The sequence below is a fragment of the Photobacterium sp. DA100 genome (assembly GCF_029223585.1).
Classification (GTDB): domain Bacteria; phylum Pseudomonadota; class Gammaproteobacteria; order Enterobacterales; family Vibrionaceae; genus Photobacterium.
Genome location: NZ_CP119424.1, coordinates 1173399 through 1194269 on the forward strand (window position 1 = coordinate 1173399; position 20871 = coordinate 1194269).

General features: G+C 46.9%; 19 protein-coding genes. 6 read left to right on the plus strand and 13 right to left on the minus strand.

Annotated features, from left to right (window positions below):
• Window positions 1-453: 453 nt before the first annotated feature.
• From PTW35_RS23075 to PTW35_RS23095, 5 genes are all read left to right on the plus strand, one after another.
• Window positions 454-1452: a sugar ABC transporter substrate-binding protein gene (locus PTW35_RS23075; RefSeq protein WP_281027634.1), complete on the plus strand. Its 999-nt coding sequence runs from the start codon at window positions 454-456 to the stop codon at window positions 1450-1452.
• Window positions 1453-1528: 76 nt separating this feature from the next.
• Window positions 1529-3022: a sugar ABC transporter ATP-binding protein gene (locus PTW35_RS23080; protein WP_281027635.1), complete on the plus strand. Its 1494-nt coding sequence runs from the start codon at window positions 1529-1531 to the stop codon at window positions 3020-3022.
• Window positions 3023-3097: 75 nt separating this feature from the next.
• Complete coding sequence (locus tag PTW35_RS23085) at window positions 3098-4114, plus strand: ABC transporter permease (protein ID WP_039469452.1); 1017 nt, start codon at window positions 3098-3100, stop codon at window positions 4112-4114.
• A 258-nt stretch (window positions 4115-4372) separates the two neighbouring features.
• Complete coding sequence (locus PTW35_RS23090) at window positions 4373-5041, plus strand: tRNA (adenine(22)-N(1))-methyltransferase TrmK (RefSeq protein ID WP_281027637.1); 669 nt, start codon at window positions 4373-4375, stop codon at window positions 5039-5041.
• A 63-nt stretch (window positions 5042-5104) separates the two neighbouring features.
• On the plus strand, window positions 5105-5260 hold the full coding sequence (locus PTW35_RS23095) for a DUF3012 domain-containing protein (RefSeq protein WP_107347693.1): 156 nt from the start codon (window positions 5105-5107) through the stop codon (window positions 5258-5260).
• Window positions 5261-5337: 77 nt separating this feature from the next.
• Here PTW35_RS23095 and PTW35_RS23100 read toward each other — a convergent pair whose 3' ends face one another.
• Window positions 5338-5724, minus strand: coding sequence for a hypothetical protein (locus PTW35_RS23100; RefSeq protein ID WP_281027638.1), 387 nt, complete (start codon window positions 5722-5724; stop codon window positions 5338-5340).
• 301 nt (window positions 5725-6025) lie between these two features.
• Between PTW35_RS23100 and PTW35_RS23105 the strand changes: the two genes are divergently transcribed.
• Window positions 6026-6883: a MurR/RpiR family transcriptional regulator gene (locus tag PTW35_RS23105; RefSeq protein WP_281027639.1), complete on the plus strand. Its 858-nt coding sequence runs from the start codon at window positions 6026-6028 to the stop codon at window positions 6881-6883.
• A 58-nt stretch (window positions 6884-6941) separates the two neighbouring features.
• On the opposite strand, the gene PTW35_RS23110 is transcribed toward PTW35_RS23105, so the two are convergent.
• The 12 genes from PTW35_RS23110 to PTW35_RS23165 form a co-directional block, all read right to left on the minus strand.
• Window positions 6942-8273 (minus strand): IS4 family transposase, encoded by a 1332-nt coding sequence (locus PTW35_RS23110; protein ID WP_281025016.1) that lies wholly within the window; start codon window positions 8271-8273, stop codon window positions 6942-6944.
• Between the two features lie 247 nt (window positions 8274-8520).
• Window positions 8521-9504 (minus strand): inositol 2-dehydrogenase, encoded by a 984-nt coding sequence (gene iolG, locus PTW35_RS23115; protein ID WP_281027640.1) that lies wholly within the window; start codon window positions 9502-9504, stop codon window positions 8521-8523.
• A 25-nt stretch (window positions 9505-9529) separates the two neighbouring features.
• Window positions 9530-10354: a 5-deoxy-glucuronate isomerase gene (iolB, locus tag PTW35_RS23120; protein WP_281027642.1), complete on the minus strand. Its 825-nt coding sequence runs from the start codon at window positions 10352-10354 to the stop codon at window positions 9530-9532.
• 237 nt (window positions 10355-10591) lie between these two features.
• Window positions 10592-12001: a dihydrolipoyl dehydrogenase gene (gene lpdA / locus PTW35_RS23125; RefSeq protein WP_281027643.1), complete on the minus strand. Its 1410-nt coding sequence runs from the start codon at window positions 11999-12001 to the stop codon at window positions 10592-10594.
• Window positions 12002-12376: 375 nt separating this feature from the next.
• Window positions 12377-13348 (minus strand): cache domain-containing protein, encoded by a 972-nt coding sequence (locus PTW35_RS23130; protein WP_281027644.1) that lies wholly within the window; start codon window positions 13346-13348, stop codon window positions 12377-12379.
• A gap of 17 nt (window positions 13349-13365) precedes the next feature.
• Complete coding sequence (locus tag PTW35_RS23135; RefSeq protein WP_281027645.1) at window positions 13366-14706, minus strand: TRAP transporter large permease; 1341 nt, start codon at window positions 14704-14706, stop codon at window positions 13366-13368.
• Window positions 14707-14723: 17 nt separating this feature from the next.
• Window positions 14724-15317: a TRAP transporter small permease gene (locus PTW35_RS23140; RefSeq protein ID WP_281027646.1), complete on the minus strand. Its 594-nt coding sequence runs from the start codon at window positions 15315-15317 to the stop codon at window positions 14724-14726.
• 110 nt (window positions 15318-15427) lie between these two features.
• Complete coding sequence (locus PTW35_RS23145; protein WP_281027647.1) at window positions 15428-16426, minus strand: TRAP transporter substrate-binding protein; 999 nt, start codon at window positions 16424-16426, stop codon at window positions 15428-15430.
• 160 nt (window positions 16427-16586) lie between these two features.
• Window positions 16587-18050 (minus strand): FAD-binding oxidoreductase, encoded by a 1464-nt coding sequence (locus PTW35_RS23150; protein WP_281027648.1) that lies wholly within the window; start codon window positions 18048-18050, stop codon window positions 16587-16589.
• A 48-nt stretch (window positions 18051-18098) separates the two neighbouring features.
• Window positions 18099-18515, minus strand: a complete 417-nt coding sequence (locus tag PTW35_RS23155) for a nuclear transport factor 2 family protein (RefSeq protein WP_281027649.1) — start codon at window positions 18513-18515, stop codon at window positions 18099-18101.
• A 322-nt stretch (window positions 18516-18837) separates the two neighbouring features.
• Window positions 18838-19794 carry an FRG domain-containing protein gene (locus tag PTW35_RS23160; RefSeq protein ID WP_281027650.1) on the minus strand — a complete coding sequence of 319 codons (957 nt, stop codon included), beginning with the start codon at window positions 19792-19794 and terminating at the stop codon, window positions 18838-18840.
• Window positions 19795-19809: 15 nt separating this feature from the next.
• Complete coding sequence (locus PTW35_RS23165; protein ID WP_281027651.1) at window positions 19810-20847, minus strand: putative sulfate exporter family transporter; 1038 nt, start codon at window positions 20845-20847, stop codon at window positions 19810-19812.
• Between the last annotated feature and the right edge of the window lie 24 nt (window positions 20848-20871).

Below are 20871 nucleotides of genomic sequence, written 5' to 3' on the forward strand. Positions count from 1 at the left end.
TGATCAAGGTAAAATTTCCAAAACTGTTCAATCCGCGTACAACCACAGAATAAAATGGAAAATTTTTTTCAAATAGTTGCAACATACCTTCAACACGATAACGTTTGCGGAATATTCCACTATTTATCAACAAGTTAGGCAAAAAGCAGCATATCCGCCAAAAATTTAGCCTTTAAAATCATAAAATTAGTATATATCACAACAATTAGACATTGATTCCAGTGAGACTTGGTTAACAATTTTGTTATTTACACTCAATCAGGGGTGGTTATTAATTGAGCTCGAGCATATAGTTGTTTACATAAAAATAATAAATTTATTTCAATCAACGTGAACACACTTTCTGGATGAATATTTCATTACAGAAAGTGATCAGCATCTATTTACCGTGATTTATGAAATGTACATTTCACCCAAGAAAGCGGTTAGATGCATCATAATAAGGAGGCAACAATGCCGTCACTGATACATGGAATTACTTCTCTATTCACAAACTCTATTTCAACGACAAAGTCCCTATCAAAAGGGGTCCTTCGCAAAATAGCCATCATTGGCACCGTGTTTGCGCTAGCTGCGTGCGGCGGTGATGACGGAGAGGACAAGATCAAAATCGGCGTCGCCATTCCTAACTTTGATGACACCTTTTTGGTCAACATGAAGGACTCTATGGATAAGTACGCCAAAGAGATGGGTAATGTAGAGCTAATTTTCGTCGATGCTAAAGAAGATACAGTGAAACAATTGGGGCAAATCCAAAACTTCATTGTTCAGCAAGTTGACGGCATCATCCTAGTTCCGGTTAACACCGATGCAACTCAACCGATGACAGACAGTATCCAGAAAGCCGGCATCGAACTGGTTTACCTAAACCGTCGCCCTTCTTACTTGCCAGATGGCGTGTCGTACGTGGGTTCTGACGAGCTTCGTTTTGGTGAAGAACAAGCAAAATATGCGGCATCTAAAGTTGATGGCGGTAATATCGGCATCATCATGGGCATGATGACGGTCGAAGCTGCCATCCTTCGTACCCAAGGTGTTGAAGACTTCTTCAAAGACAAGCCAGAATTCAACATCACCCGTAAGCAAACCGGCCTATGGCAGCGCTCACAGGGTATGATTGTAATGGAAAACTGGATCAACTCTGGCGAGCAAATCGACATCATCCTTTCCAACAATGATGATATGGCACTGGGTGCTATCCAGGCACTGCGCGCTGCCGGTAAACTCGAAGACACCATTGTTGTCGGTGTCGATGCGACCCCGGATGGCATCATGGCAATTCAACAAGGCGCTCTGGATGCAACCGTATTCCAAGACGGTGTCGGCCAAGCCCGTGGCGCATTGGATGCGGCAATGAATGCCATCAACAAACAACCCCAAGAGAAAATCACTTGGATCCCTGCAGAACTGGTTACCAAAGACAACCTAGCTGAATTCCAGGCAAAAGGTTAATCCACCTCCCTCTCTATATAACTTATCCGGCCCTACACTGCGTTAGCGACGTAGGGCCTATTTGGAGCAAATCAGTATGAGCCAAGTAATACTTGAGATGCGTGGTATTACCAAAACCTTTCCCGGCGTAAAAGCACTCGATAACGTGCAGCTGACGCTGAAGAAAGGACGGGTAATGGCACTCATGGGCGAAAATGGTGCAGGGAAATCGACCTTGATGAAGGTGCTGTTTGGCACATACCAGCGCGATGCCGGCACCATTCGCTACCAAGGGGAATTGGTAGACTTCTCCGGCGCCAAAGAATCACTAGAAAGCGGTATTTCGATGATCCACCAGGAGCTCTCTCCTGTCCTACACCGTAATATTGCCGAGAATATCTGGCTTGGCCGCGAACCGGTCTCAGGGCCATTAAGACTGATCGATCATAAAAAGATGTTCGCCGATACCGAAGCCCTACTCCAGCGTCTTGATCTCGATCTTGACCCTCGAACCTTAATGAGTGACTTGACCGTAGCAACTATGCAAATGGTCGAGATTGCCAAAGCCATTTCTTTTGAATCGAAGATCATTATCATGGATGAGCCAACTTCGGCCCTAACGGACAAAGAAGTTGCCCACCTGTTTGAGATTATCGAAAAGCTCAAATCCCAGGGCGTCGCCATGGTGTATATCAGCCACAAGATGGATGAAATCTTCAAAATCTGCGATGACATTACTGTTTTCCGCGATGGTTGCTACATCGGCGAGCGCGAAGCCAGAGATACCAACCATGATGAACTGGTCCAGATGATGGTTGGCCGTGAACTTGGCGATGTATTCCCTCCTCCTACCGCCAAGCCAGGAAAAATCCGCCTGGAGGTGAAAAACCTGTCTGTCGATGGCTGCTTCAAGGATGTCAACTTCAAACTCCATGAAGGTGAGATATTAGGGATAGCAGGCCTTGTAGGAGCCGGCCGAACCGAACTTATCGAGACCCTATTTGGGGTTCGCGAGAAAGAGACCGGTGAGATTTGGATCAATGGCGAAGAAGTCGAAATCAAGGCCCCACAGGATGCCATCAGCCACAAAATGGCTTTCTTGACCGAAGACCGCCGTCATTCCGGCCTTTACCTGATGCTCGATATCTTTGCCAATACGTCCATCGCCCACCTCGATGCTTATAAGAGCCGAGTGGCCAATGTTCTCGACGTCCGCCAGATGCGCTCAGACAGTGAAGAACACTGTAAAAAACTCAAGGTGAAAACACCACACATGAGCGAGGCAATTGACAACCTCAGCGGAGGTAACCAGCAGAAAGTACTGCTAGCCCGCTGGATGTTGACCAAGCCTGACATTCTGTTCCTCGACGAACCGACCCGAGGCATCGATGTGGGTGCGAAATCTGAAATTTACAAACTCATGCGCCTTTTGACCGGTATGGGTAAAAGCTTGGTAATGATCTCGTCGGAACTGCCGGAAGTTATCGGCATGAGCGACCGAGTGTTGGTCATGCACGAAGGCAACCTCAAAGGCGAGCTCGACGGCACTGAAGCGACCCAAGAAAAAATCATGTCTATGGCGTTGGCATAACCGCCTGCAGCCAAAAAACGCATATTCACTGCTGTCGTGACAGGGTGACGCAAAAATTTATCAAGGAAAGTCATTATGATTGCGAAGTTAATAGAAGCAACGTCTGGTGCGAAATCGCCTCAGAATTATAAGCGCTTGATTTCTAAGTATGCCATCTACGTTGTATTCATTGCCATGTGTGTGGTGATGTCGATTCTATCTCCAGTATTCCTTACTGTAGCCAACTTGCTTAACGTTGTTACCCAAATGGCCAGTATCGGCCTGCTCGCACTTGGGGTAACCATCATCATTATTACCCGGGGTATCGACTTGTCGTCCGGCTCGGTTCTCGCTGTCGCCGCCGTGGCCTCGGCCAGTATGGCGCAAACCCTCGATTGGGGCATGCGGATGTATCCGGCGATGCCTGAGCTACCTGTAATCGTTCCCATCTTGGTTGCGCTGGCAGTCGGTGCTCTCTGTGGTTTTATCAACGGTGCATTGATTGCCTATACCGGTATCCCGCCGTTCATCGCCACCTTGGGTATGATGATCATTGCACGCGGTGCGGCCCTTCTCTACTCAGACGGCCGTCCAGTCAGTAGCCTTATTGACTCCTACCAGTGGATTGGTCAGGGAACCATTGCCGGTATCCCGGTTCCGGTCATCATCTTTATCGTCATGGCAATCGTGTCCTACATCCTGTTGAACTACACCCGCTTCGGTAAATATGCCTACGCCATCGGCGGTAACGAAACAGCGGCCTATGTATCGGGCATCAACGTTAAGAAGTACAAGATCCTGGTATACACCTATGCAGGGCTACTCGCTGGTATCGCAGCGCTTATCCTATCTGCTCGTATCAACTCAGGTCAGCCTGGCCTCGGTGTAATGTACGAGTTGGATGCCATCGCATCAGCAACCGTTGGTGGTGTATCCCATGCCGGTGGTATCGGTACGATTCAGGGTACCATCATAGGCACCATGATCATGGGGGTACTGCAGAATGGCCTCGACCTACTGAACGTCTCGGCTTACTGGCAGCAAGTAGTAAAAGGCTTGGTCATAGTGGTCGCCGTTGTCTTTGATATGAAGCGTCAGAAGAAGAGCAAGTAGCCATTAACCTAATTGAGCCATAAAGATAAAAACAACTCGAGCCTGTAAAGAATTCACTTTACTGTAGGACTTCACGTTGAAGTGCCACGTTTCTCCCCCTAGGGTTACGTGGCTTTTTTTAGCCTCAAGCTCGGTGAAGGAAGTATACATCGCTGCCCTATTGTTCATTTGGACACCAGATAGGTTAACGGCTACTTCGCTATAACCGCAAAAACCATTACAATGCGCGCGATTTTTGACACAAACCGGGCATTCCCCTTGAAACTCAGTACAAGATTAAAGCAAATTGAACAAATGGTACCACCTGGCTATGACCATGTTTGGGATTGTTGCTGTGACCACGGGCTTATCGGCGCCGCCCTTCTAACACGACACGCGGCAACCCATGTTCATTTTGTCGATATCGTCCCGGAACTAATGACCAAAGTGGAAAAGAACCTACAACGTTTTTACCCAGAAGCCGTATGGGCAGTCCACTGTCAAGATGTCGCAAAGCTGCCTATAAACCGATATGACGGCAAGCATTTGGTGGTCATCGCCGGCATAGGAGGTGACTTAATGAGCGAACTCGTTGAGTCTATCCACCAACGGCATCAAGACACCAATATTGATTTTTTACTGTGCCCGGTGAATAACCCATACACGCTTCGTCAAAAGTTGATAAGCCATCACTTTGGCCTCAAGCACGAAGTACTCATTGAAGACAATCAACGTTTTTATGAAATATTATTTGTTTCATCGACAATAGATGGAAATGAACAGATTAATGCCGTCGGCAATAAAATTTGGCACTCAGATTGCGCCGTACAAAGCGATTTAATCACCAGATATATCGACAAAACGTTAAATCACTATCGCCGACTTCAGCGCGGAAATAGCAACAATATCGATACCATTATAGATAACTATAATGCCATCGCGGTTTGACTTTTCATGCTCTTGATATTCTAATAAGCAAAATATTACTACGATATGAAAGGAGTTTTTATCGTGAAAAAATTACTTAGTTTAGTTTTTATCTGCTTCACTCTCTCTGCTTGTACTGAAGTAGGCAGCGAAGCTTGGTGTGAAGATCTAAAAGAAAAACCAAAAGGTGACTGGACGGCAAACGAGGCTAAAGACTACGCTAAGCACTGCATTTTATAATCATCGCGAATCAGATGCTAGGAGAGCGGTTTCCCCTAGCATCACAGGGCACTACATCAGCAAACTCACCTGCCACCCTATGTAATATTTCGCAAGATTTCACTGGCCTGCTTCTCAAACAGTTCCTTCACGCTCAACTTATTCGTTTTAGCTATGGAAACCCACTGCAATCCTGTTTCATCTATATGCTGAAACTCAATCTGCAGTTCATATTTCCTGACTGTTGCCATAGCCGATAGTATGCCAACGATCAATGCCACTGGGGCCGTTAAAAGCCCAAGTGAGTCCGGACAGATCATCCAAACCACGCTAGATACAATAAGACCAATAATGACTACTCTCAGTACATGATCTTTCAGAGAATTGGTTTTGACTCTGGCTCCCCTTATTTTGGATAACGGATATTCATCTCTTTTGAAAACAACCTTGGCATTATTGATGTGAAAATCATCAGCAACTATCACTTCATCTCCTCTCAAATATCAAACAATATATACCCAAGTAACTTGGGTATATATCCATAATTCCGTTCATCAAAGCAAGTAATAGCGGACCGACATTGGAAAATTCTAATTCACCTCACACCGTTTTTGCATACTCACTTAAGGCATAGTGCCTTATCGCAATTACGACTGGCATTCTTGCAATCACGATATGAAACATATATTCCAATTGCGAATATAATTAAAAAATAAATGAAAAAAACATTTCACATGTACGCTCTAGCCTTTACAATATGAAAGGAGTATTTGAAGGGAGTGAAAGATGTCTGTTGCCAACAACCTTACTGAACTGCAAGATCAAATCCGCGCGCGATATAGCGATCTCAGCAAGCGTTTGCAGCAGGTCGCCCGTTACGTGCTAGACAACTCCAACAGCGTCGCCTTCGATACGGTTGCAACTATTGCCAGTCAAGCCGAAGTGCCCCCTTCGACCTTGATCCGTTTTGCTAACGCGTTCGGCTTCAATGGCTTTAATGATATGAAACAGCTATTTCGCCGCAACCTTGTTGAAGAGACCGCTAGCTATACCGAACGTGCCAAGCTTTTCAAAGAGCTAGACGCTGAACAAAGTGCGCCGGAAAGCCCTGCCATGATTTTGCAGGAGTTCGCCCGCGCCAACGCCCAGGCAATGAACCACCTTGCGGCACAAACACCGAGCGACAAGCTCGAAGAAGCCATTGATATTTTAAGTCAAGCCGAAAACATCTATCTCATCGGCCTGAGGCGCTCTTTCAGCGTGGCTTCTTACCTTACCTATGCGTTGCGCCACCTAGAACGCCGCGCTTTTCTTATCGACGGTTTGGGTGGTATGTTCAAAGAGCAACTATCCATGATCGGCCCTAAGGATGCGGTATTGTCGATCAGCTTCAGCCCTTATGCACAAGAAACGATTACCCTAAGCGAAATCGCCTCAAAAGCCGGAGCCAAGCAAATTGTTATAACTGATAGCCAGGTGAGCCCTCTTGCCACCTTCAGTGATGTCTGTTTTGTGGTAAAAGAAGCCCAGGTTGAAGCATTCCGCTCTCAGTCAGCGTCTCTATGTCTGGCGCAGACTCTGGCCGTTTCGCTCGCTTACCGACAAGGTTCTACCAATGATTTTGACTCTAGTCTCCTAGGTTAGCTATTCATTGGCACCCCGTACATTTTGACCTTAATGCCGCCTATATGGCTAACTCCTATCAATTAAGATGCTTGGAGCGAACCACATAGCGAGTTTTACTGATACGAACGGTCCTTGATTTGGGCCGTTTTTTTCGCTCAGGCAAAATATAACGTTTTACTCGCTCTCGCATTGCCCTTAACTTCTTGGGTATTGAGCCGGGCGATGCGATTGCACACCACATTAATTCATCCTGGATATCCCTCAAAGCCATCATAAAACTGATCCGTAAAGGCGACACTTTAGCTTCTTTCGCTATTCGGCTTATTTCCAACCGGACTAGATTATAGGCAATTAAGGTGCCCCAGATCTCCTGCTCAACACCTTCGATTGATTGACTGCGAAGTAGGATCTCATCCTCAAGCATGTCGTGTTTTATCTCCCCGTAACTGTTTTCGATTTCCCATCGTTCGAAGTAAACATTAAGCAAGGATTGCAGGTCATATTTTTTGTCTGTTAGGGACGTCAAAACCCCTTTGATATGATTGGGTTGATCTTTTTCTGGATAAAGCGCAAGTCTAGCCTGCCACTTTTCAGGCAGATGAGGATCTTTTTTGCGAGCTTGTTGAGAAACATTCATTTCTACTATCAAGTCACGCCCGTCTTCATCTAACTGCTCTATGATTGTGTACTTTGTATTGGATTTAATGGGAGTCATCCAGTGGCTAGAACCATGTTGGTTTTGCCAGTTAATCATCAACTCTGCACCTAAATAGCATCGGTCGAAAATAGTAAGGGAGTTGGCTGTTGCAGAGGAAATGAGTTGCTTGGCGTAGCTTTCTTCACCCTTGTAGCTAGGACCAAAAGCGACATTATGGATTAGCCGACTTCGGAGGGAGCAGAGTGCACATAGCCTTACAACTGGGTATTCAGTATGGCGAGTTTTACTGTGCTTAACGTATTGAAAATGCTCTGCAAGGGCTGGGGTATCGTGGGTCCTAAATTGCGTGCCATCTACAGAGAAAAGCTTTAACCCGAACCATGTATCTTCACTATCCTCTGTTTGTACCCAATGCTGTGAAGTTAATGTAAATAGGGCTTCGAGAGGCTTAGCTGTTAACCGTTTTCTTGCTTGGGGGATCGCACTCGGAGCAATGGACTCACCTAGAGAACTGGAAAGCTTAAGGTCTAGCTTATCAAGTACATCGGTAATCGGTCTATCACGGTATAAACCAATCCCAACAACAAGCCAGACCACAAGCTCAGCAGGTAGCTTCCGTCGCCTTAAACTTGCCTTGTTGGTGTCATCGAGTGCTTGTTGAATCCACTCAAGAGGCAACTCTTTTTGAAACAAAGAGAGTGAGTCAGGTGAAGCAAAATCATCAACATCGATCAGCCAATGTGCCAACATAAAAAATACCCTCATACTTAATGTCTGAGGGTATTTTCACTCAACCGTAGGATCATTCAACTGATCAATGGCTTAACTGATCGGTGTTAGCCTATATGGCGGTTTTTTATTGGTGACGACAGATTGTCTTGCAAACAGAAAAAGCCCCGCAATTGCGAGGCTTAGAGAGTGACAATACCAAAGGGGCTATGTCTTGGGGGGTAACAGCCCCTGGTAAACATCATCACTCAGGAGGGTTTTCTGAGTATTACAGCTTAATGGTTTTACCCTGCTTCATCGACTCAAGCGCCGCATCAGCCAATACGAGGGCATATTCACCATCGGCACCGCCACACTCAGGCTCTTTGCCGTCAAGCACATCAACGAAGTCTTGCCATTCTGCTATGTAGGCCGATTCGTAACGCTCAAGGAAGAAATGCTGAGGTTTAGCAGCTACGCAGCCTTCTTCACCCCAATGCTGAACCAAATTCTCTTTGACGTTGTGAGCTTGTAGCAGGCCTTTTGAGCCATGCAGTTCAATACGCTGATCGTAGCCGTAACCAGAGCGGCGGCTGTTGTTGATAGTCGCAATCGCACCAGATGGGAAATTCAATACCAATACAGCCGTGTCGATATCCCCAGCTTCACCGATAGCAGGATCTACCATACAGCTTCCGTGCGCAGTGATAGAGACCGGATCTTCACCCATGATGAAACGTGCCATATCCAAATCATGTATAGTCATGTCGCGGAACATGCCACCAGATACCTTGGTGTATTCTGCAGGGGGTGGTGACGGATCGCGAGAGGTGATCACCAAGGATTCAGGCTGGCCGATCACACCGGCATTTAGCTGATTCTTTACCGTTCTGAACTGCGGATCATATCGGCGGTTGAAGCCTACCATCATAGGCACACCATGCTGGCGTACTGTCGCCAAACAATCGCGTACTCGGCTAATATCCAGATCAATTGGCTTCTCACAGAAGATCACTTTGCCATGCTGCGCAGCCATTTCAATCAAGTCTGCATGTGTATGGGTTGCAGAGCAAATACATACCGCATGTACATTCGGATCGGACATCGCTTCGTCGATCTCTTGTATCTTCGCGCCGTACTCTTCAGCAAGTTTCTTCGCCCCCTCTACATACGGGTCGATGATTGAATACAGTGTCGTTTTGGGATGCTTTGCAATATTTACAGCATGCACTTGGCCAATCCTGCCAGCGCCGAATAACGCAATATTAAACATGTCTCACTCCTTTGCCGGAAACTCATTATTGATGTTTTCTTGCATATTGCTGTTCGTTAATCCATTGGTGGTCATCTTCCCAGGTAAACAACCATTTACGGGTAGGCCCTGCCATTACGTTGAGGTAATAGCTATCGTAGCCCGCAATCGTTGCGACCGGGTGATAACCTTTAGGTACTTGAACGACATCTTTGTCGTAAACCGCCATGCATTCGTCCAACGAGCGATCATCGGTATAAACGCGCTGCATACAGAACCCTTGTGATGGGTTCAAGCGGTGGTAATAGGTTTCTTCAAGGTAGGTCTCATTTGGCTCAGCATCCTGATCATGCTTGTGGCTCGGATACGAGCTGGTGCAACCTTCGTCGGTATACACCTCGACAACCAACAAGCTGTCGGCTTCTTTGTAGTCAGGCAGAATATTATGGACAAATCGCTTGTTGTTCCCTGCCCCGCGCTGCTCGGCATCAATATTTTCAGGTGCAATTAGGCGGGTTGGATAATGACCTTCGCCAGGAGCACTGCATACCGCCAGCTCAAGCTGGGTATTAGCCACTACTTTAATAATCTCACCTTTTGCAACGTATACTGCATAAGGCTTTTTCCGTTCGAACGGGCTCATTCGCTCGCCGATATTTTCGAAGGTGGCAGAAGGCGTGGTGATAGTGGCAAAGCCGCCGACAAGCACCAAACACACTTCATTATCACTGGCCGGTAATTCAATACTTTGTCCGCTTTCAAGTTCAAACGCTTGGAATCCCACATAGCCCCAACCAGCCGATTCTGGGGTAATGTTCTGGGTATTACCGTGTCGGTCGGGTGCGTGATATTTGGAGAGCAGTTTTGACATGGCGGCCTTCCCATTCCTTATAATTCGAAATTATTTTTCAAAATCATATGGGAATGAAAAAACCTTTTCAAACCAAATATGAAACAAATGGTTCATTTTGTGGGCGAGGTAACACAGCAATAATTTCTTCTTTTTACATGAAATAATTGGCATAAAAAAAAGGGCCAGCCCTTAAAGAAATCGAGCCAAGCTATATAGCCTGGCTCGCTTATTTCCAGTAGCAATAGTAGAGGATAATTAGCGACGTCTGCTTGGCAGCATATCGGTCATTGAGCCTTCTACCAGTTCGGCGGCAAATGCAAAGGTTTCAGCCAATGTCGGGTGGGCATGAACGGTATGGGCGATATCTTTCGCCGTCCCACCAAACTCGAGCACCGCAGCCGCTTCATGAATGAGTTCACCTGCGTTCTCGCCGCAAATTCCAGCCCCCAGCAAAACGCCCGATTCTTTATCAAACAATGCCTTGGTGACACCATTGGTTGCGCCTACACTTTGTGCTCGGCCACTAACAAGCCATGGCACTTTTCCTGAGGTGTAGTCGATACCTTGCAGCTTGGCTTCTTTCTCGGTCAAGCCTACCCAGGCGACTTCTGGACGGGTGTATGCGACTGAAGGGATAGCAACAGGATGGAACGCGGCATCCATCCCTGAAATCACCTCTGACGCGACCTTACCTTCATGCGTTGCCTTATGGGCCAGCATTGGGCCTTTGACGATATCGCCAATGGCGAAGATATGCGGTACCGAGGTCTGCATTCTGTCATTGACTTCAACCAGTCCTTGCTCGCAAATATCGACACCGATATTTTCCAGGCCAATGCCCGAGGTATTTGGTCTGCGGCCAACGGCAACCAATACAGCATCAAAGACCTCACTATCAGGCGCTTTCTTTCCTTCAAAAGCCACGGCAATACCATCAGGCTGCGCTGTCATATCGGTGACTTTGGTTTTCGTCAGCATTTGATAGGTCTTTTTCGTTGCCTTGAGCAACGGCTGGACAACGTCTTTGTCAGCGGCCGGGATAATCTGATCTTGCGCTTCGACGATAGTAATTTCAGAACCAAGCGCCGAATATACCTGCGCCATTTCCAACCCAATGATCCCACCGCCGATGATCAGCAGTTTCTCTGGAATATTTGGTAGAGACAATGCATCCGTAGAGTCCCAAATCCTAGGGTCATCCGGCGCAATAGGCAACTTGACCGAGTGTGATCCTGTAGCGACGATGGCATGTTTGAACTGTACTTGCTGCTCGCTCTCACCTTTCACTGACAGCGTATGTTCACCGATGAAGTGTCCCCCACCTTGGATGCGCACCACTTTTCTCGCCTTACACAGGTTGGCAATGCCTTGGGTCAGTTCGGAGATCGTCTTCTCTTTATGGGCGCGCAATGCGTTGATATCGATACAGGGCTCGGAGAATGCAATACCCATTTGTGACCCATGCTTGGCATGGTCAATCAACGCTGCCGCATGCAGCAGTGTCTTGGAGGGAATGCAGCCCACATTGACACATACACCACCCAATGTATCGCGCTTCTCAACGATACATACCGACAACCCAAGATCGGCAGCCCTAAAAGCTGCAGTATACCCACCGGGTCCACCACCGAGTACAACAACATCTACGTTGATAGATTCCGTCATTACAATTCCTTCTCTGCCTAGTGATTGACTTAAGTTTTACCCAAGTTACCTCTGAACCTGCATCTTGAAGTAGCTTGGGTATATAAGCATCTGGATGAACAGCTTTATCTCAGACTGAGACAAAAATAAATCGCAAAGTTGGAATATCCGATGTTGGTCCACTTAATTGAGAAATTTCGCCGCCAATATGTCTAGCAGCTCAATGTTTATGTTTTACAGCAACAGCGAGCATTGCGCTGATTATAGGGATTCGTGACGACAAAAAAATGGCCCTGAATGCACTCATATAAAGTAACTAAAAGGGCCGAATGCTAGAGATAGTAAAGGTAGTGCAAGTGGAGCAAGGTACATGGAATAAGAGTGCTTTTGCTAAAATCATTGCCTTTGATAAAAGCCGACTCCGACTAGCTTGTTATCAAGGATGCGGTAAAAAGTATGTTTGTTTTCGACTTTACCCGAGGTCGGATTCAGCCATGGATAGGTTATCTCGCCCCTTCCAGTCTCTTCGGCCAACTTGAGCATCTGTCCTATCATTGGTTTACCTTGGATACTAAAGACCTTTCCGACCAAATGGGGTGTCGCACCGTGGGCCAAAAATTCACCCGTGCGTTTATCCAGCACAAACACATACAGATCATTTTTCACAAAATGGCTGTCATGGCGGTTGAATGCCCCAAGAGCTTCTTGCTCGTCAGTGATCAATGCCTTTGTCGCCTCATCGAGGAACCCCTTAGCCTGATAGGCCACGGCTCGTTGCGGATGATAGCCCACAGCAACAATGACATCGCCAACCCGCTTGAAGAAGGTACGTTTTGGCTCACCGGAGCTGTCAACCGGATTCGTCCAGTGGTATTCCACAACGCCTCCCCCAGCCACTCTGGCTTGAGCTATCATGTCTTGGAAGAACAACTTGCCGTACATATCGGCGGTTGATTTTACATTGTCACCCACCAACACAGCTGATGAACCACCACTGGCAAGAAAAACCCCATCCATATCGAGCGCATAAACGTACAGCTCATTATCGGTAAATTGCGCCTGCTTAGCGAAATCATCCACCGCTACAGTGCCGCCCTGCCTAATATGCTCTACCGCCTTATCCAATAGTGCCATCGCTCTTTGCGCGGCAGGCGTAATAATCGGTGGCTTGTCGATATTATGTAGCGTCATGTTGTTATATGACGTTGCCGCCTGCAGATTAGTATCAGATGCGAATACAGCAGAGCCCGCCAAACTGCTTGCAGTTAACACTGTCCCGAAAGCTATGCGAAAGGCTCTGCCAAAATCGACGCCAAAACCTAAACCCAAAATACGGCCAAACACTGGAGTCCTAATTAGTTTATTCATATTTACCTCACAATTACTCAATAGCCCACGAGAGACGGTAACCACAGACTTAACTGAGGGAAGAAGGCAATGAGGAATACCCCGACAACCGAAGCCATGACGAACGGATGGATCCTTGCTGTAATTTGTTCCACGGTAGAGCCACCAATGCCGGAGGCGACAAAGATATTTTCCCCCAAGGGCGGTGTGGCAAAACCAATAGAGAGCGTACACACCACTACGATACCCACATGGGTCGGATCAGCGCCCAGCATATACATAATCGGCAACAGCACCGGCACGATGATCATAATGGCCGCCAGTGTTTCCATGAACATGCCGATAAACAGTAATAACATGATGGTCAACGCCCAAACCATGTACATGTTGTCAGTCAGGCTCAAGAGTGAATCGGCAACGACTACAGGGATTTTTTGCTCGATAAGCAATCTGCCGAACACCGTCGCGGCAAACAAGATCAACAATACCCGACCGGTGATCCAAGTTGTGGTGGTCAATGAGTTGATAACGTTCTTGAAAGCCAATTCGCGATGAACGAATAACCCAATAAACAGCGAGTAGAAGATGGCAACAATCGCTGATTCTGTCGGAGTAAATAGCCCAGAGTAGATCCCGCCCAGAATCAGGAAGGGGGCCAACAGCGACCAAACCCCACGCCTAAGTGCTGTTCGGATATCCCCTGTGGACCAGCTTTCGGTCAAGCCCTTATAACCACGTTTCTTGGCAATCATATAGTTGGTTGCCATCAGGGTTGAGGCCATGATCAACCCTGGGATCACCCCTGCCACAAACAACTTGGGAATAGAAAGTGACGCAAATTGACCATGTTGCGAAATCGCTTCTGGTGGCGGCATAAGACCCATGGCCGATATGCCAAAGATCACCAGCGGAATGGAAGGCGGAATGATAATACCCAACCCACCAGATGCAGCCGTTACAGCCGATGCATAGCTACGTTCATAGTCCCTTTTCACCATCGCTGGCACCATCAACATGCCTACTGCTGCCGTTGTGGCAGGGCCGGAACCTGAAATCGCGCCAAAGAACAGACAAGCAACCACAGTTGCCGCACCCAAGCCGCCGGTAACGGGGCCTGCGAGGCTTTCGGCAATATCAACCAAGCGCTTAGAAATGCCCGCCGCTTCCATCAAAGCTCCTGCTAACACAAAAGCCGGCAGTGCCATCAACGGGAAGTTACCCACTGATGTGAATGCGATTTGCACCAAGGCAATCGGATTTTTATCCAACACAAGATAGGCCGCCATCGAGGCCCCTGCCAGTGACACGGTGATCGGTGCACCCAATATCAGCATCACCAAGAAACCACCAAATAATATGAGAGTGAGATATCCTTCCATGAATGGCCCCTTATCCTTTAAACCACTGTCTTTTGGACTTGATAGTCCTGCTTCTGAACCTGATGCTGTTGATTCTGAACTTGCAGCTTTTGGATTTTCTTGATCTCTTTTGCATCAGGGTCAACCGCTTCAACTCCCTTGAATAATCGCTCGTAGTTATTCCAGAGAATTCGGATTGTCATCAAGGTAAAGGCTATGGGCAGGATCATGTAGAAATACTTCATGGGAATGCCTGTGGTCTGTGACTTCCAGAACAGGTTCATCTTGTTAAAAACAAAGTCGTAGCTGAGGTAAACAAAATACCCGTTGAACACCACCCAGAGCAGATCAGCAATGGTTTCGCATACGGTTTTGACAATCGGAGGAAAGAACTTGAAGTGAAAACTCACCCTGTTGTGTGCAGACATCTTGGCAGCAACCACCGCCCCCAAATAGGCGAACCAGACGAACATATAGGTTGCAACTTCATCTCCCCAAGGGATGGAATATTGGAAAAACTGGCGTAATAAAATCTGCGCAAACAGTAATAACACGAATAAAGCCAGTAATAAGCAGCAGGTGTACTCTTCAATATTATTTAAGTGCTTTTTTATAGTATGGATAACAGACATAAAGCCTCCGGCGTATCCCTGACATTTATATTAGTGTGTTCATCAGGGGATAATGGACTCATGCTTTACGATGTTGAATAAAGTAAAGCATGAGTAGTGATGTCGCTGAATTAGCGTCCCAATAGCTTCAGCGTTTCATCTAGCTTTTCTTTGCCGCCGATACTGGTGTAGAACTTAGGCCAGACGGTTTTGGTCACTTTTTCAATCCACTCTTTCTCGCCATTGGCCGGATCAGTGAACACCATCCCTTTGGACTCTAGATCTTTGCGGATCTTGTCTTCTGTATCCTGTAGGTAGGTAAAACTGTGCTCTGTAGCTTCTTTGCCTGCTGCCAGAATATTGGCCTGCATTTCCGGTGATTGCTGCTGGAATACCGATTCGCTGACAATAAGTGGTTCTAGCGAGAAGATGTAGCGAATATTGGTCACATACTTTTGGACTTCATCGAATTTCATCGCATAAACAGTGATATACGGGTTATCTTGTCCATCGACAACGCCTTGCTGCAGACCGGTGAAGGTTTCTGACCAAGCCATTGGTGTTGGATTAACGCCCCATGCCTGATAAGAGGCAATCATGATTTCGTTTCGAGGTACACGAATAACCAGCCCTTTGAGATCTTCTGGTGAGGCAACAGGACGTTTGGAGTTGGTCAGTACGCGGAAGCCTGAGTAGGCCCAGCCGATGATCCTCACCCCGGCATCACGAATAGTATTATCCACCAGCTCCTGACCCACATCCCCCTGCGTCAATAATTTCGCTTCATCAGCGCTTTGAATCACATAAGGCATAGTGAGCAAACCGACCGTTGGAGAGAAAGGTGTCACGTTATTTATTGCCAGAATAGAAAAGTCCAATAATCCAATGGCAGCATTGTTGACTGTATCTTGCTCATTGCCCAACTGACCATTAGGGAATAAGTCGACTTTCACTTGCCCATTGGTTTTTTCATCCAGTAATTTGCTAAAAGTTGTGCCTAATTCCCACTGTGTTCCACCAGCCGCATCACCGATCGCCATTTTGAAGTTTTTCGCGAGTACACTAGATGATGCAAACGCCATAGAGACAGCAGCAATTAGACTAACAATTTTCTTTTTCTGGAATTTCATAGTCGTGACCTTTTATATTGTTTCGCATTATTCGCGTTATAGATAAAGGTGACCACGGTACAACGTACTGAGACATCCTGGTCGTGTTGTGTGTCTTTGTTATATAACTCTGTTGTGTCGCTTATTTTGTCATTTAGCTTTTTGTATAGGGTGAAAGGATTTAAAGCACTTCGTCTTTAAGGTGATACCATCGATATAAAAAACGTTGTCCAAGCCGCCTAAATGGTGCAAAAGCTTCGGACTCGACCATCTCCTGAATATTGGGAAATGGCAGTTTAGACTGGAAAATCGGCAGGTTCAGATCTTTAGCTTCACCGGCAATCCATTGCGCCAAGCGCTTACCCGCCTGTGCTGAATACATCACACCATTGCCACCGTAACCCAATGCATAATAGATGGATTGGTTAGCATTGGGCTGGTAGATCCGCGGCATCATATCGTGGCTCACATCTACCCATCCCCACCAGGAGTAATCGACTTGAATATTTTCCAGAGCCGGAAACTTACGTGCCAAGTCGGCTTTTAGCATGTCTTCGTATTTTTTCTCTGGTGCAGCCTTTCCAGTAATCGCACTGCGAGTACCGATTTGAACCCGATTATCTGGCAGTAAGCGGTAGTAATGACGCAAAACCCGTGTATCAGTGATGACCTGATTGGTACGAAAATTACACGCTTCAATCTCGGAATTGGTCAATGGCCGAGTGACCATAGAATTCGACAGAATAGGTAACAAACGGTTTTTTAGTTGGCCGTGTAAACCCTGCGAGGTATAGCCCCCCGTTGCCACTCCAACTGCCCTAGCTTTTACTGTGCCACCTGGGGTTTTTAGGTAGTGAATACCGTTTCGCGTTTCCCAGCCAATCACTGGGCTTGCTGGGTGAACCGTCGCGCCCAACGCTCGGGCTTTCTTTAGGTAACCGAAGGCCAATTTACCTGCATGGATGCCAATGCCTTCTGGCTCATGCATTGCTCCAGCGGCTTCCTGATCGCCAACAAACTGCTTCTTTACGGTATCGGCATCCAGTATTTGCGCGTCATAGTTAAAGGTTTGGCGCAATAGCTTGGCTTCTTTTTCCAGCGTCGGCATGACTTTGGCGCGATGCGCTACATACAGGTGACCACCAGGTTGTGGTTCACAGTCGATATCCTTAATCAGCCCTTTAAAAGTTTCCATGCCGTCCAAACATTCTTCATGCATTCGGATGGCAGTATCTAGGCCCCAGCGTTGTATCCACTGAGAGCGTTTTAAACGCCCAGACGCACATTGCGCCTGCCCACCGTTGCGCGTACTACACCCCCAGCTTGCTCTGTTAGCTTCCAACACAGTCGCCTTAATGCCATATTGTTCAGCAAGGTGAATCGCGGTTGATAAACCGGTATAACCCGAGCCGATAATCGCAACATCGACATCCACATCGCTGAGGATCGGGCCGTCGTCGGCTGGCGGGTCTCCCGCTGTGCCTACCCAATAAGTCGGGGCATACTCTGCGCCACGACCGGGTGTCCTTGCGACTAGTGGATCATACCCCGGCTCATAATTTTCTTTTGCCGCTGTTGTCTGCTCTGTCTGCTCATTGATTGATTTATCGAGTACTACCCTTTCTTTCTCTACTGTTGAATCCATTTCAAGCTCCTTGCCATGCTCAGTCTAAATAAGTTTCAACTCAGGAACTTAATTGGCATTAAAGAAAGATGGGCGGTCTTTGCGGAACGCATTTTTAACTTTGATTTTGCCATCGACAAGGGTGAAAACATCCACCATACGTGCTTCGATACGACTACCATCAGGCTTAGTGGCACAAAATGTCGATTCTGAAACAGCACGGTCGCCGCTGACGAAGTGAACACCATCGAGCCAGGCAGCATCCGGGAAGTTCTTCCAGACTTGCTGGAAACTCTCTCTAACCGCGTCCCTGCCGTTGAAAGTATTACCTTGAAGCTCAGGGCCTGCAGCAGTATGGAACGTACAGTCGTCCGTCACAAATGTCATCAGGGCATCAATGTCATGGTCATTCCATGCTTGGCTGAATGCTTGTAAAAACTCGATGCTGACTTCATCGTTTTGCTTTTCTACAGACTGAGTATTCATTCTTATATCCTTATCGTTTTAAACATGAACCAGACAATTTTACCAGCCACAATGTTAAATTTTGGTTAACATATACCCGTACTAACATACCGTCAAATCATATTCTCAAATTCGAGACTTGGCGTTAGCTGGTTAATCCTAAACAGATATTTTCAAATTTTGCTTCTAGCGAACAAGTCAAGTTAACCCCCAAAAACCTAACAACCTGTTAACTTAAAGCTAGTTGTCGACCTAAGCTCAGTCAACGGAAAATTCGAAAAATTGAGATGTTTTATTTCAAAAATCAATAAATGTGAGTTGCATCAATAATCGCTGCTGGCGATCAATCAAAATCAAAGTCACTGGTATAGGTATGGCGGTACTGTTGGAACCCGCCCTTTATATCCCTTCGCGTTAATTCCTGCAGGGAATCATTTGAAGTTATGCCATTTGGATTAATGCCACCCGAAGCCAAACTCTCTAAAGCTTTCACTTTTGCTAGTGATCCTATTGCATCGGAATGGTGATAATCGACCAAGTTAGTTTCCAGCAAGAGTTCAGACAGGCTCCCACCACCACCGGCGAACACCGCATTATCAACCGGCGCTTGCTCAAAGAGTTTGTTGATATGCAGACATAGCCCAGTAAGATCCGGATAAATAAGCTGCTCATTAATGCCGCATTTATCCAACTCCAGAAGTAAGTTTTCTTTTACTTCGGAGAAAATGGGTATTTCAAATAACTCATCACTTTCACCCGCTTCTATTTCAAACGGGGTAAAACGTTTGTTGGTATCTCCACCCACCGAGGGATGCAAGCTATACCAATTGCTTTGAGCCTTGATCCTCGCGTAGGAGACTGGCGGTTGAAATACCTTGGTTTCTGAGACTTCAAAAGGGTCTTCAGCCATATTATGTTGTTGTCTTGCATTGGCTTTCAGTACATAGACATGGGGCTGATTTCCGGGCGATTGGCAGGCAAACCACAGTGCTACCAATGGGTTGCTGGTCCAGTCCAGCAGTCTAGTTTTTAACCCGTGATGGTGGGCTTCAGACATGATGTGCCAATAGTCAGTGTTTTGAGCCCTGAGTTTGTTTTTTCCCAAGCGATAAAAACAATCGAGCATGTCTTTCTCTTGGGCAATAGTAGATATATTCTCCGCCCCTCTTGCTATCGAGGGGAGCAGTGATTTCCGCTTATTGGGTTGGCCCCTAAATAAAAGAAGCTCTTCTCCGTTTGTTAATTCATCAATAAGTGCTAAATATTTCGTAATAGAACCTGTGTAAGGCAGAGAATTCATACCCTTTCTCCAAAGTTAAAAAATCATCCGTCCCAGGTACACGACTGCTAACATATAGGCGGCGATAAACAGTGCATTCCCCATTAGCAGCGCTATAGGTTTCCAGCCCAACTCAGACAGTTTTTCAAATGAGGTCTTTACCCCTAGAGCGGCAATTGAGATAACCAAACACCACTTGGAAATATCTGAACTCATTTCAACCGCCACAGGAGGGATCCAGCCAAAACTGTTCACGACAACCAGCCCGATAAATACCAACAAGAAAACAGGAACCAGAGGCTGCTTGCCCGCTTTATCATTTCCACTAGCCTGCCTTGCTGAACGGAACCAGAATGCACACACCACCACAACCGGCATCAGCATCGCGACCCTAAACATCTTGGCTAATGTCGCAGAATCCCCGACTTCTGGTGAAATCATAAATCCAGCCCCTACCACTTGGGCGACATCGTGAATGGAGCCACCGAGGAACAACCCTGCTTCAGAGCGACTCAGTTCAAGTACTGTCACCACCAGCGGATAGAGCACCATGGCAATAGTGGAAAACGCCGCTACCCCAATGGCTGTTAGCAAAGTGTAATGCTCGTTTTCCTGGTTCTGCGGCAGAGTAGAAGAGATTGCCATCGCTGCCGAAATCCCACATATCCCTGTTGCTCCGCCCGACAAAATCCCGAGCATAGAAGGCAAGCGAAGCAGTTTTGCCATCATCAAACTAAAGCCAATCGTCAACACCACAGCACCTGCCAACGCGGTTACTCCTAGCGCTCCAATAGCATGTACATCACTGATGGCAATTCTAACGCCAAGCAATGCCACACCCACTCGAACCAGCTTCTTTGCCGAAGCTTCAATACCAGGAAGGCATTTTGGGTTATCCGATAAAAAGTGAAACGAGATGCCAATCAGCAGCGCATAAAGAAAGGTGGGGCCTCCGTATTGGGCCGAGACAAATGACGCTGCCGCAGCAATCACAACACACAGTAATAAACCTGGAACAAACTCATTCAAACCGGACAGCAAAGGTTTTGGTAACTTTAACGCACGTTCGGTCATGTGGTACCTCCACGTCAGGTATAA

Bases quoted from the DNA above. Each gene is read 5' to 3' on its own strand.
- PTW35_RS23075 (WP_281027634.1), top strand. From the start codon at position 454: ATGCCGTCACTGATACATGGAATTACTTCTCTATTCACAAACTCTATT.
- PTW35_RS23080 (WP_281027635.1), top strand. From the start codon at position 1,529: ATGAGCCAAGTAATACTTGAGATGCGTGGTATTACCAAAACCTTTCCC.
- PTW35_RS23085 (WP_039469452.1), top strand. From the start codon at position 3,098: ATGATTGCGAAGTTAATAGAAGCAACGTCTGGTGCGAAATCGCCTCAG.
- PTW35_RS23105 (WP_281027639.1), top strand. From the start codon at position 6,026: ATGTCTGTTGCCAACAACCTTACTGAACTGCAAGATCAAATCCGCGCG.
- PTW35_RS23110 (WP_281025016.1), bottom strand. From the start codon at position 8,273: ATGTTGGCACATTGGCTGATCGATGTTGATGATTTTGCTTCACCTGAC.
- iolG (WP_281027640.1), bottom strand. From the start codon at position 9,504: ATGTTTAATATTGCGTTATTCGGCGCTGGCAGGATTGGCCAAGTGCAT.
- iolB (WP_281027642.1), bottom strand. From the start codon at position 10,354: ATGTCAAAACTGCTCTCCAAATATCACGCACCCGACCGACACGGTAAT.
- lpdA (WP_281027643.1), bottom strand. From the start codon at position 12,001: ATGACGGAATCTATCAACGTAGATGTTGTTGTACTCGGTGGTGGACCC.
- PTW35_RS23130 (WP_281027644.1), bottom strand. From the start codon at position 13,348: ATGAATAAACTAATTAGGACTCCAGTGTTTGGCCGTATTTTGGGTTTA.
- PTW35_RS23135 (WP_281027645.1), bottom strand. From the start codon at position 14,706: ATGGAAGGATATCTCACTCTCATATTATTTGGTGGTTTCTTGGTGATG.
- PTW35_RS23140 (WP_281027646.1), bottom strand. From the start codon at position 15,317: ATGTCTGTTATCCATACTATAAAAAAGCACTTAAATAATATTGAAGAG.
- PTW35_RS23145 (WP_281027647.1), bottom strand. From the start codon at position 16,426: ATGAAATTCCAGAAAAAGAAAATTGTTAGTCTAATTGCTGCTGTCTCT.
- PTW35_RS23150 (WP_281027648.1), bottom strand. From the start codon at position 18,050: ATGGATTCAACAGTAGAGAAAGAAAGGGTAGTACTCGATAAATCAATC.
- PTW35_RS23155 (WP_281027649.1), bottom strand. From the start codon at position 18,515: ATGAATACTCAGTCTGTAGAAAAGCAAAACGATGAAGTCAGCATCGAG.
- PTW35_RS23160 (WP_281027650.1), bottom strand. From the start codon at position 19,794: ATGAATTCTCTGCCTTACACAGGTTCTATTACGAAATATTTAGCACTT.
- PTW35_RS23165 (WP_281027651.1), bottom strand. From the start codon at position 20,847: ATGACCGAACGTGCGTTAAAGTTACCAAAACCTTTGCTGTCCGGTTTG.